This is a genomic window from Vibrio sp. 1F263, assembly GCF_041439035.1.
Lineage (GTDB): Bacteria > Pseudomonadota > Gammaproteobacteria > Enterobacterales > Vibrionaceae > Vibrio > Vibrio tasmaniensis_A.
In genome coordinates this window covers 61,689-73,798 of the sequence record NZ_JBGONI010000025.1, presented here as the reverse complement: position 1 = coordinate 73,798, position 12,110 = coordinate 61,689, and the positions used below count along the sequence as shown (strand labels likewise).

The window sequence follows — 12,110 nt, the reverse complement described above, 5'->3', positions numbered from 1 at the left end:
TATTCATCAACGAGTGCCCACACAGATTGATAGGTTTAAATTGTTAAAGAGCTTTGCTTATCGAAACTTTCTTTTTACAAAGAAACCTTTGAAAGCGGACGTGAATTCTAGCGATTTAATCTTAAGTGTCAAACACTTTTTAAAATTAATTTCTTTCGAACCTTCCGTCTTACTGATTACCGCTGAAGCCTTGTGGCGTCTGCCGTGTCAGTGAGGCGGCATTATAGAGATCATCGAAAACATGGCAACCCCTATTTTAATAAAAATTCAAAAAAGTTGCTTAAGCGGCTACTTTTACGTCAAAACCCTCTTTCACAGGTTAAAGCTCATACAATCAAGAGCATATAACTTAGAATTTTGCGACTAGATCTTTCGAAAATGCCTCTATATCCAGTTCGATACTCCACTTTTCACTTAGCTCCACTATGTTATCTAACGATTGCTGAACCGTTTTTATCGTCAATGTATTGTTATCTAGGTCGTATACCTGTTTTTGCGTAGTGTAATAGAAGTAAAGGATAGTTAATGCTTCTCGATCACCTTGCTCAGCTTTCGGTTGAATACGCTTGAGCTTACGATAGATTTGATTGTGAGTTTGTTTAAGGTTCCACACATAAAGCGCTTCCTTAAAGTAGTCATGCCCTTTCACACGGCTCGCGATAAAGGCATTCAGTGCGACTGATAAAATCACGCCAAGTACATTCAAATGAAAGTTCCCTGTCGATTCACCAGTAATTGAAGTCGCCGAGCCAAACAATTCGATCAGAATGGTGCCGAATACAATGGCAAACAATGCAAGCGACCCAACCAATGAAACCAACAGTAGGTTCATCTTCTTTCTATATTCTTCTTTATTAATCTTCTGTAACTTCATCGACTACTTCCTTATGTAAGTCACCTAATAATTTGCGCATACTATCTATGTAAACCTTGGTTCGCTTCAACCTTTACCATCTTGTAATGTGGTCACTCTCTATTTAATACGTAGAGTTATTCCGATCAGTACTATACATAACTCCATTTGACTTCATTAATAGAAAAGAGTTACATACCGCCATAATTTTTAGTTATTCATCAATTCATGCTGATAAAGTCTGTTTCGCTTTATCACATACTGACAAGGTACATTCCATGCGTTCATTTGTATTACGCGCTCGCGCAGCCCCTACAGAGAGCAAACTTATCTTAGAAGGTGTTGGGCAAGACGCTCATACTGAGATTCTGGCTCATACTCTGATGAACACGATCTTCGTTGCTCAATCTCACCGTGAGAATGTCACCGTGCACCTTGTGCTAGAGAGTACTAAAGACTTTTCTCGTACCATTACATTCGATTCAAATGAAATCACCAACATTGGTGGCTTTCATGAATCTGCACTGTTATCTGCGGTAGTAAGAGCGGTTGACGCTTCTCAAGGCATGACAAAAGAACAGACACGTCAGGTAGAACCGGGCATCACTGTTCGCACTATGAGCTTTGAAAAGTTGGTCAAAGAACTGGCCGAAGACCACCAGCTGTACATGATGGATAAGAAGGGTGACTTTATCCGTGATGCAGAGATTGCTGAAAACCCATGTTTCCTTCTTACTGATCACATCCCTATGCCGAAGAAAAGCTACAACAGCTTGAAGCGTTTAGGCACAGAGAAAATCAGCTTAGGTCCAAACATGCTGTTTGCTTCTCAGTGTGTTGTGTTGATCAACAATGAACTGGATGTACGTGGTTTTTGATATCCACAGCTCTCTCTACGATAGTTCACTCTAAAACAACAGTTCGCTATAAAAATAGCTAGCCCTAAAACAATAAATGGAGCGATATACGCTCCATTTATGGTCAAGTTAGCGTGCTAATTAAAAACGCACTTCGACGGTCATCCCTTCAATCCAATATTCTCTAGGCAAATCAGCCGTAAAGTTCAATGCTACTTTGAGATATGCTGGCTGCCCTTCAAAAGGGCTTGCTAATTGAGTCGGCAACTTACTGACGATTTCTACCGAATCTGCAATCTCAGCCTCAAAAGTACTACCATTTGGAAACCTTACCTTGGTATGAGCTCCTATTATCGCATTCTCTAAATATTTAGGGTCTAAATACGCGACCACTTGCGGGATGGTATTCTTCGCTATCGTTACAAGCTCGTCACCTTCGAACACTCTCTGCCCTTCAACGACATGGATATCGACAACGCGACCTGCATAGGGAGACTTAATCGCCAACCCTTGCTCAACAACACGTTTAAGTGCTAGATCTTTCATTAAAGCACGTCGAGCCTGACTAACCGGACCCGCTAATTCTCTTTCTTGTTCAGCTAATTTCGCATTTTGATAATCAAGTTTTTGTCCATTAAGCTGATTGTTAAGTGAGTTACTCATTCCCACTATACTTGCGTAGTCCACATCGGATACCTGACCTTTCTTCCTGTATTCTTCATAGCGCGTTTGAATTTGCTGTACCGTGTTTAAATTACTGCGCGTTTCTTCAATACCTTTCAAGTGCAGTAAGCCAATATCATCAGGAAACCTGATTTCTAAATCTAATAACTCAGCATGAAGAAATTCGATTTGCGCTTCCACTTCCAAATTCGTCAATTGAATTACGGTCTGGGATTGCTCTACTCGAGTTCCGCCTTCTATCGGAATAGGTCCAACAACGCCTGCAACCTTAGCTGTCAAGGTAACTGGATAAGACGTAACAATAGCCGGAGCAATCACGAGAAAATTTGTCTTCAAGAAAAAATAAGCCACGAATAAAAGTGGGCTTATTACCAAGCTCAAGATCAAATACCAACGAAAGCGGTAGCCTCCTCTTTTCGCTTGTCCGTAAGCAACTTTGACACCATCATCCGATTGAGGGTTATTCTTTTTATCAAGATGAAATTTCACTTTCATTGTTAAAACCTTTTGCCTTTTTTCAATACCCACCAAGGAGCCATACTGGATTCTTCATGACTTCTTCTAAATAACTCATTCACCATAGAGAACGCCGTAATCAACCGCATAAAGAACTGATAAAACGGATACAAGATTAGCCATTTTGCCATCTTAAGATCTTCTTTCGCTCTTTCGGAAACCAACCCAATATAGACAGTAAAAAACAACAACACTGTCGACAAATAGACGCAGTAGATAAGGATCAGAAGTGCAGCAACAAAATCGAAGGGGTAAGCCCAAAATATGTAAAACATGAATAGCGAAACTAGAATGGGCAGCAATACGTTTTGTAGAACGCCATAAACTAAAGTAAATATAAAGTTTCCCCAACCGAGTAATCTAGGGGTTAGACCTTCATTGTGTTTCCTTAAAAACAGAAATAATAAGTCTCCATCCCATCTTAGCCTTTGTTGTACCAACCCTTTCAGTGTATCGGGTACATCAGTATGGCCCACAGCTTTAGGTGTAAAAGCGAGTTTATTGTTTGGATGTCTTTTCTTGTACTGTTTGAGCCTCATCGTTAAGTCGAGATCTTCAGCAGTATGGGTATCCCACCCTCCAACTTGCTTCAGAGTGTTCTTTCGAAAGGCACCAAATGCTCCTGATATATTATTTAGAACACCCCAGTTGGATAGCCCCGTCTTACCAGCTTGCATTGATAACATATATTCAAGAGACTGCATTCGCGTAAGCAAATTTTCTTGCCAGTTTCTAACGCGTAAAGCACCTCCAGAAGCAATCACATTCTTATCAGTAAATTGCTTCATCATTTGTAACGCCATGTCGTTATCAAAAGAAGTATCACCATCAACATTAATAACAAAGTCACCAGTAGCGTTATCTAAACCAGCATTTAACGTTGATACGCGACCTCCTCTTTGCCACTTAGGAATGACACGAACATCTCTGTTTCTTACCGTTTTATGTCTTTGCTCCCCTCGCATTGCAGCTAAGTAGGTATCTTCATTTTGAGTTGCTCCATCGACTACGGCTAAAATCTCAATCTTTCCGGGATAAAGCTGTTCAACAAGCGTGTCGATCGTTATCTCAATTGCATCTCCTTCTCCATAACAAGTAATTACAAACGAGATGCTTGGGTATTCTTTTATCTCTATATCACTGGCCGAATAAGACCAGCGAAAGATTCCACTTAACACAAGCAGAAAGAGTGGGAGCTCCACCATAATCATCATGGGGAAAAGCATCAGCCAAAGCTCAGAGTTCTCTAAAAGCATCCCCCAGAAGTACTGTTGGAGATCAAGGCTAACTGACAGCATAGATTTCACTGACTTTACTTTCTAACCAATAACCAACATCTTCTTTCATTGTTGGATCGGGTATACCCCATGCAAAGACATTCAGCGTGAAATCGTCATCTTCGATTAAAGAACAAAGTGCTTCTATTTTCCCGCGTAATACTTCTATATGTTCCATCTTAGCTTTAGGCATAAATACAAGAAGAACATCGTTTTTAAACTGACAACAAATATCAGAATCTCTAAACAATCCGTTTAAACGCTCTGTAATTTGCTCGATCAAAGCAAACATTTTTGCGTCTCCATTTTTAGACACATACTGCGCTAAATCAGGCAGGTGTAACCCCAATAATAAGTGCTCTTCTTCGTGGCGAAGTGCAATCCTATTAACCCAGCTAAGAAGATTAGAAAAATACCCGCCGTCTACTTTCCCGCTTAAGGTCAGTTCAGGCGCCGATAGCTTCACTCCATGACGGAATATATACTCTCCCTGAACTCCAAGTTTCAGCGAATAAATCTTCCTAACAACCAACTTTGAAATATCGTTTTTTGTACCACACTCGAAACAAGAAGCTAATGTCTCCGCCTCAGAAAAAGAGTGAGAGCATGAGTTACATGTATGAGTTTCTAAAGGGCGATCATAATCCACTCCAATATGTCGAAGCTGAGTCAAACATTTCGGGCATTCTAATTTTTGATTGCGTTTGAAAAGCCCTTGTTCAGCAACATGGCCACACGTGAAACAATGGAGAGAGGTACGCTCAGTAATATCAATGTCTTTGCAAGAAGGACACGCTTCGATGTAGTTTAAGTGGGCACTGGCACATTCATGACACACTCTTACTCGATCGATTAAATCCTCAATTTCAAAAGTGTCTCGCTTAGTCTCTGATAATACAAAACGATAAGTTGAACTTAACTCCGGATAGTAAAGCTCCACTAACGGATAGGAATATATCGATTTATGAGACAAATATTTGTGAGGTGATAATCGACGTCTTTGATCCAAGCCTAACCACCCAACAAGAGGGTCTAATGTATCCGATGTGTCGATAATACTTTCTAACGTTCTGCGGTGTTGAATCACCTCTTCTTCAACACTTTCTGGATTTAAAGTGCCGTCTGATAAACACTCTGATAATGCACTATCTTCTAAAATATAAATCTTCCAAGACCAAAATTTCCTGCTACGGTGGAGTTGGCTCATCACGTCGTCTTGCGAACTAAGATCGCCATTTAGAACTATGACGCCGCCCAATAATTCAGGGAGTTGATTAATGTCACTGACTGGCACGAGCTCAAATGATTCTCTGGTTTCAAGTGTAGGGGTTCCAAGGCAGTAAATTTTCAACTTATCTTTCATTCATTAACTCCAAGTCTTTTGACGCTGTCATCGTTGAATTAAAGCTAAACAAACGTTAATTTTGAACGATGCTATTTCATTATTCACCCTTACATAAATACTAGATATCGATATGAAAACCGTCCAATAATTAGCCAAAAAGATTAAATAAGCTCACCAATTAATTAACACCTACGAAACATGAATATTGTTAATACTTGGCATCAAAGCGGTTACATTCAAGTCTAAAAGTAGGGGTTGATGAGTGTTATTTTCGATAGCAGCACTTCCGGAATAATAGCGTTCTCAAAAAAATTAAGCCTAATGCCCATGATTTTTTGACCTCCTAAACACAAAAAGAGCTCAACTAAGTGAGCTCTTTTTTATTATCTATATCTTGCTATCAATGGAGTTATCTAGGAATCAGACCCGATTAACCAAAGATGAAGCTGTATAGGAAGCCTGCACCCATCGCCATGCTTAGGATAACGAATAGGAATGCTACAATCATTTGGTTCTTGAAGATTGATTTAAGCAGGATAACTTCTGTCAAACTTGCACCTGCACTACCGATAATCAATGCCATTACTGAACCCAACGCCATACCTTTCTGAACTAGAGCAGCACTTAATGGGATTACCGCTTCAGCACGAATGTACAGTGGGATACCAATTACAGCGGCTACAGGAATCGCATACCACATACCTTCACCAGCGTACTGTGCAATTAGGTCTGTAGGAATGAAGCCGTAGATGAATGAACCAATCGCGATACCCATCATCAGGTAAGGGAAAACTTGTTTGAAGTCTTTCCAAGTTGAGAACCAAATTCTCATCCAACGGCTAGGTTCTTTCTTCTCTACGATTTCAGCTGTTACGCTTCCATCCGCTGAACAGCATGAAACAGTGACTTGTGGCTCTTCTTTTTTCGAATCGCAACAAGATGTCTCCTTAGTCATTACTGGTGCAGGTTCGCCACATACACTTGTACCACATGAAGATTCCGCTTTAGCCGGTGCTGCTTCCTCAGGAGCAGAGTCACCACAGCTAGTGCCACAGCTTGAAGCTGAACCTGTTGATTCATACCCTTCAGGTTTTACGTAACGCTCAAAGCCAAGCTTCTCAAGTGCGTAACCAGCCACTACAGACACCGTCATTGCTACCAGGAAGTAGAACACAGCAACTTGCCAGCCGAAGGTAATCACGAACAAACCAATGATAACCGGGTTCAATAGTGGGCTACCGAATAGGAACACCATCATTGGACCGAAACCCGCTCTTGCACGCAGCAATCCTTTTAAGAAAGGAATGGTCGAACATGAACAGAAAGGTGTAATTGCACCCAATAGTGCTGCAACCACATAACCCTTACCATTACGCGAGCTCAGAATCGATTGAATCTTCTCTGGCGTAAGAAACTCTTGCAGAATCCCAACAATGTAGCTGATCGCTAAGAAAAGGATAATTAGCTCTACTGCTAAGAAAGCGAACATATCAAGTGCGTCTTTTAGCATTGTTAACATTTCATTGCTCATAATTAACTCCAAACTGGATTGAAGGTCAGACTCTATGAGAAAAGTAACCAACCCTTAATTTCGAATATTCTCGAATTATAGAAATAAACAGCTTCAGATCAATATTTATTTCGGTAAAAATCGAAATAATTTTCGAAAACACAGTTTTTCAATGACTTACACAGCTATCGTTTTTTAATTTGAATTCGACATACATTTCGACTAACATCGAAATTAAATCTTGAGGAGTTAATATGAACTTAGAAGTCGTAGCGAAAGCACTTAAAGAGTTGGGACACCCTATTCGCCTAACTATTTATAAGAGTGTCGTTAAAGCTGGCTACCAAGGCATTGCAGTCGGCGGCCTACAAGAAGAGCTAGGTATCCCTGGTTCCACCTTGTCTCACCACATTTCAAGCCTAGCGTCTGCAGGCCTCATCAGCCAAAGACGAGAAGGAAGAACCCTATTCTGCGTGGCAGAGTATGAATGCCTAGAAGGCGTGATTGATTTCTTACAAGACGAGTGTTGCGTAAATGAACAGTGCAACTAATGCATCTTTGAACGGGGCACCTTTGAATAAGGCACCTTTGAAGCTCGAACAAGTCTGGGCCGAGTATCAGCAAGCATTAAAGTCATTCCTGCATTCAAAGGTCAACAATTCTGCGGATGTAGACGACTTGCTCCAAGATATCTTGATTAAGACCTATCAGAACTTAGACAAGGTACAAGACGCGAGCAGTGTTAAGGCTTGGCTGTTCCAGTTAGCCAACAACACCATTATCGACTTCTACCGTAAGCATGCACGCCAACAACGCGATAGCCAAATTGATACTGAAGATCTGTGGTTTACCGATTTAGACCACGACTCTGAATTTAAGCAGAAGCTTTCATTGTGTATTGAACCTTTCATTCAAGCACTGCCAGAACAAAGTTCATCGCTACTGCTTGCCGTCGACATCAAAGGCCAAAGCCAAAAAGGGATCGCAGAGGCGCAAAATATCAGCTACTCAACCGTTAAGTCTCGTGTTCAGAAAAGCCGCGGGGATCTTAAGAACTTGTTTGAAGAGTGCTGTAACCTGTCACTTGATCAACAAGGCAATGTGATTGACTGCGAGCTCAAACCAGATAACGATTGCAGTAAGTGCTAATAGCCATCCCTAAAATAGAACAAAGCCAGCAGTTGATGCTGGCTTTGTTGTTTTCATAATCTGAAAATCACGCTTTGTTTATGCGAATCGAGTGCTTAAGCGAACCTAGTGCTTGATCGTACCGAACTACGCCGCTTCCGCTTTTACGACCGGTTGATAGCGTCCCGGTTTATGGTTCATCGCCAAAATCAAGTTGGTTACTATCGCACCCAGTACAGACAGAAGAACCAGCGACACATCAACAATAAACAGTGAAAGCACAACAATCGTACAATCTAGTGCCATCTGAACCTTACCCGCACGAATCCCAAAACGTTCTTGTAAGAACAGCGCCAGAATGTTGAAGCCACCTAAGCTCATCTTATGACGGAAGATCACCAACATGCCGGTACCAATTAAGCCACCGCCCAGTAAGGCTGCATACAATGCATGAATTTCGGCAATCTGAATCACGTGATATAAATGATCCACAGCGAACGAAACAATCGAAACCGCGATAAAGGTATTGATGGTGAAGCGCCAGCCCATACGAGCAACCGACAAAATATAGAAAGGTAAGTTAAGTGCGAAGAACACTTGGCCAAAGCTTAGGTCTGTTACTTTGGTAATGAAGATCGCTAGACCAGCCGTGCCTCCGGTGAGCAAACCGACTTGATTGAAAAAGATAACGCCGAGTGACACTAGCGCGCTACCTAAGATCAGTGCCAGTAAGTTTTCGCGAAGGTTATGATCTTTATCCATGTGAATGACTCTCCCTGAATCTTTTAACATCGCGTTTCAGTCCCGTTGAAACGATTGAAGTACAAATTTACGATGTTTAACAGATAAGTCGAGTAATTGCGCAGTGTTACTGAGTGATTAATTTGTATACTAGTTTTTACAGGCTTTAAAATACTTCACTAAAGCAAGCAGTTATATCTAAAAAATTAAATATCCATCCAAAATTCTCCGCTTCTACCACATAATCAGCCAGCTTCGTGTTTTCCTATTTATTAGCTACGTTTCATTCCAATTCCAGCGATGCTTAAATCTATGCATAAAACGCATAGACTAAATCACAAAAGGTCATTTGATACATACCCTACTCGTCATTATGATGCGCGACTTCTTACAACATTGAGCGCATGTAAACACCTTATGTTTTCACAATCTCTTTTTGCCCAACTCGCCAGAATGACGCTATTCCTTGTTATTAGTTTGGTAATTGTGCATCACAGTCAGCCATTGATTGATCTCTTGGCTCAGCATGCCGTTAGCAGTGGATGCCACCAGCAGTCAGCGCATGAGCATTCCGGGCACGAACACCATAATAAGATGACTGACCAACACATGTCAGCGCAAGACCACTCACATCACCACCATTAATTTAAGAGTATTAGAATGAGCATTTTCCGTTTTCCTTTACTGGTATGGCTTGGGATCGGCACACTTATTATCAGTCTAGGGATCAGACAATCATTCGGCATTTTCATGATGCCAATTTCAGAGCATTTCGGCACTGGCCGTGAGTTTTTCAGCTTCGCCATTGCTCTACAAAACCTGCTGTTCGGTGTGTTCCAACCTTTTGTGGGCATGGCCGCTGACAAATGGGGAGCAAGACGCATCATTATTGCAGGCGCATGTGCTTACGGTTTGGGTTTACTTCTTACCTCTATTTCTACCGAATCAAGCATGCTTTACGTTTCACTAGGCGCATTAGTTGGCCTTGGATTGAGTGCGACGAGCTATGTGATCGTGTTGGGCGCAGTAGCAAAAGTAGTACCTGCAGAGCACGCAGCGAAGGCATTTGGTTTAACCACAGCAGCTGGTTCATTTGGTATGTTCGCGGTAATTCCGGGCGCGCAATACATGTTGAACGAGTTTGATTGGCAAAGTGCGATGCAAGTATTTGGCGTGCTTTGTTGTTTGATGATCTCATTTGCGCTGTTTATGCGAGCACCGAAGTTAACAACCAATAAACAAGTACAAGACACCCAGACACTGAAAGAAGCACTGTCTGAAGCATTTTCGAACAAAAGTTATTGGTTGATTCATGCGGGCTTCTTCGTGTGTGGTTTCCACGTGATGTTCATTGCGACGCACTTACCAAGTTACTTAGCCGACAAAAACCTACCAGCAAGCAGCGCAGCAATGGCACTGGCTTATGTAGGTATCTTCAACATCTTCGGGTCTTACTTCTGGGGTGTGATGGGCGATAAGTTCAGCAAACGTCATGTAATGTCGGCACTGTACTTAGTGCGTACTGTAGTTATTGGTGCGTTTGTGACTTTGCCAGTGACTGAGTCAACCGCGGCTATCTTCGGTGCGGCGATTGGTTTCTGTTGGTTGGGTACGGTTCCGCTAACGTCTGGTTTAGTTCGTCAGATCTTCGGTGCTCGTTACCTGTCGACGTTGTACGGCTTGGTATTCTTTACTCACCAAGTGGGTAGCTTCTTAGGCGCTTGGGTTGGTGGTCGTATTTACGATTACTACGGATCTTACGAGCCAATCTGGTGGTCAACAGTGGTACTGGCATTTGCAGCAGCACTGATCCATTTACCAATCAATGACAAGCCGATTGAGCAACTGAAATTGGCAATGGCTTAACGTTTTATGCTGACTCCCCCACTAGCGTAAGCAACAAGTCGTTCCAATAAGCGAGTGAGTATTGAAAGGAAGTATCCTGATATGCTCACTCGCTTTTTTGTTAGTCGTTATTATCGAAATGATAACTAACGAAACTTGCATAAACCTCACTGAATAATAAGACTATTCTTTTCGTTTTAATTTATAGTATCCACTCGCTCCTTTAAAACTAATCCGCAGGCTTATGGAATACATAGATCAGACTGTCCTTATCGCAATGGCACTCATTTTTGCTGGCTCATTTGTGCAAACCGCAATCGGCTTTGGTTTGGCTATTGTTGCAGCCCCACTGCTGTTTTTGGTCTCTCCAGATTATGTACCTGCGCCTATCTGTTTAATTGGTCTGTTTATCTCGTTATTCAACGCTTTTAAACATCGAGCGAATATCTCGATTGGCGGATTAAAAATCGCATTGCTGGGCCGTATTCCGGGGTCACTGGCAGGTGGTGCTTTGTTGGTGATGGTTTCAACGAGCGTGTTATCACTATGGTTGGGCTTATTGGTAGTATTTGCCGTGATTGTTAGCCTACTGCCCTTTAGACTCGAACCAACCCCAACTAAGATGGGTATTGCGGGGTTCTTTTCTGGGTTCTTTGGCACCAGTTCTGGTATTGGTGGTCCACCGATGGCACTGCTACTCCAACACCAAGATGCCAATCAGCTTCGTGGTAACCTTTCTGCGTTTTTCGTGTTTAGTTCGATCATTTCGTTGGTTGTACAGATCCCAATTGGCTTCTTCACGCTACACCACTTGATCATCACTATACCTTTGCTGCCTGCTGCTTGGTTGGGTTACAAAGTGGCGTTGATGACGACACAAAGCATCCCTAAAGAGAAGATACGCATTGGTTCTTTACTGTTATGTTCTATCAGTGGCTTTACTGCAATCTGGCAAGGCTTAGCTGGTTAGTATAGAGATAACGCAAGTACTGAAGGTTGCTTACGTTTTGTAACTGTTTTGATGACAGCTCACTCATCTCGATAAGCAAGCTCATATGACTGACTAGTGACGTTATCCATTATGCTCAAATACTCTAATGCGGCGCCTTATTTAAGCTTTAAAGTCAGTACCACACTGTCGTAAACATCTCTATCTGGCGGTCACGATTCCCTCTCATTCACCATCAATAAACCATTACTGCATAAACCATTTTTTCATAAGCTTTTTGTATACAGAGCTGAGACTGTTCAAATCAGGCTGAATGTTCAATTGGTAGCGTAGTCCTATTCATAATACGTCTATATACTGCATATTCATTAAGCAGGAAAATGAACACATTCAGTATTAAGGACT

At 41.8% G+C, this 12,110-nt stretch carries 13 protein-coding genes; 7 read left to right on the top strand and 6 right to left on the bottom strand.

The genetic code is table 11. The features are described from left to right. A partial coding sequence (locus ACED25_RS15815; protein ID WP_371695639.1) for a hypothetical protein occupies positions 1 to 214 on the top strand: 214 nt, incomplete at its 5' end. A 135-nt stretch (positions 215 to 349) separates the two neighbouring features. On the opposite strand, the gene ACED25_RS15810 is transcribed toward ACED25_RS15815, so the two are convergent. Then, positions 350 to 874, bottom strand: coding sequence for a DUF3087 family protein (locus ACED25_RS15810; RefSeq protein WP_371695638.1), 525 nt, complete (start codon positions 872 to 874; stop codon positions 350 to 352). Between the two features lie 257 nt (positions 875 to 1,131). On the opposite strand from ACED25_RS15810, the gene trmY reads away from it, so the two are divergent. After that, complete coding sequence (gene trmY, locus ACED25_RS15805; protein ID WP_017097973.1) at positions 1,132 to 1,731, top strand: tRNA (pseudouridine(54)-N(1))-methyltransferase TrmY; 600 nt, start codon at positions 1,132 to 1,134, stop codon at positions 1,729 to 1,731. Between the two features lie 120 nt (positions 1,732 to 1,851). Here trmY and ACED25_RS15800 read toward each other — a convergent pair whose 3' ends face one another. The 4 genes from ACED25_RS15800 to ACED25_RS15785 all read right to left on the bottom strand — a co-directional run bounded on the left by ACED25_RS15800 (position 1,852) and on the right by ACED25_RS15785 (position 7,063). Continuing rightward, positions 1,852 to 2,925 (bottom strand): HlyD family secretion protein, encoded by a 1,074-nt coding sequence (locus ACED25_RS15800; RefSeq protein WP_371695637.1) that lies wholly within the window; start codon positions 2,923 to 2,925, stop codon positions 1,852 to 1,854. Then, positions 2,892 to 4,208 (bottom strand): glycosyltransferase, encoded by a 1,317-nt coding sequence (locus ACED25_RS15795; protein ID WP_029223012.1) that lies wholly within the window; start codon positions 4,206 to 4,208, stop codon positions 2,892 to 2,894. The genes ACED25_RS15800 and ACED25_RS15795 overlap by 34 nt, the downstream gene beginning before the upstream one ends. Continuing rightward, positions 4,195 to 5,550, bottom strand: a complete 1,356-nt coding sequence (locus tag ACED25_RS15790; protein WP_017101654.1) for a hypothetical protein — start codon at positions 5,548 to 5,550, stop codon at positions 4,195 to 4,197. The genes ACED25_RS15795 and ACED25_RS15790 overlap by 14 nt, the downstream gene beginning before the upstream one ends. 412 nt (positions 5,551 to 5,962) lie before the next feature. After that, positions 5,963 to 7,063 carry a permease gene (locus tag ACED25_RS15785; RefSeq protein ID WP_371695636.1) on the bottom strand — a complete coding sequence of 367 codons (1,101 nt, stop codon included), beginning with the start codon at positions 7,061 to 7,063 and terminating at the stop codon, positions 5,963 to 5,965. 233 nt (positions 7,064 to 7,296) lie between these two features. Between ACED25_RS15785 and ACED25_RS15780 the strand changes: the two genes are divergently transcribed. Further along, entirely contained in the window at positions 7,297 to 7,593 is a 297-nt protein-coding gene (locus ACED25_RS15780; RefSeq protein WP_004733042.1) for a helix-turn-helix transcriptional regulator, read from the top strand. Continuing rightward, positions 7,577 to 8,191: an RNA polymerase sigma factor SigZ gene (gene sigZ / locus ACED25_RS15775; protein ID WP_371695635.1), complete on the top strand. Its 615-nt coding sequence runs from the start codon at positions 7,577 to 7,579 to the stop codon at positions 8,189 to 8,191. Before ACED25_RS15780 ends, sigZ begins: the two co-directional genes overlap by 17 nt. 126 nt (positions 8,192 to 8,317) lie before the next feature. Here the strand turns inward: sigZ and ACED25_RS15770 are convergent, their stop codons facing one another. After that, the gene (locus ACED25_RS15770) at positions 8,318 to 8,932 is read right to left on the bottom strand and encodes a YitT family protein (RefSeq protein WP_017065874.1); all 615 of its coding nucleotides are present in this window, start codon (positions 8,930 to 8,932) and stop codon (positions 8,318 to 8,320) included. A 396-nt stretch (positions 8,933 to 9,328) separates the two neighbouring features. Here ACED25_RS15770 and ACED25_RS15765 point away from each other — a divergent pair, with 396 nt between their 5' ends. The 3 genes from ACED25_RS15765 to ACED25_RS15755 all read left to right on the top strand — a co-directional run bounded on the left by ACED25_RS15765 (position 9,329) and on the right by ACED25_RS15755 (position 11,726). Continuing rightward, entirely contained in the window at positions 9,329 to 9,556 is a 228-nt protein-coding gene (locus ACED25_RS15765) for a hypothetical protein (protein WP_080518039.1), read from the top strand. Positions 9,557 to 9,571: 15 nt separating this feature from the next. Further along, the gene (locus tag ACED25_RS15760; RefSeq protein WP_371695634.1) at positions 9,572 to 10,777 is read left to right on the top strand and encodes an MFS transporter; all 1,206 of its coding nucleotides are present in this window, start codon (positions 9,572 to 9,574) and stop codon (positions 10,775 to 10,777) included. A 223-nt stretch (positions 10,778 to 11,000) separates the two neighbouring features. Continuing rightward, positions 11,001 to 11,726, top strand: coding sequence for a sulfite exporter TauE/SafE family protein (locus ACED25_RS15755; RefSeq protein WP_371695633.1), 726 nt, complete (start codon positions 11,001 to 11,003; stop codon positions 11,724 to 11,726). The last annotated feature ends 384 nt before the right edge of the window (positions 11,727 to 12,110 follow it).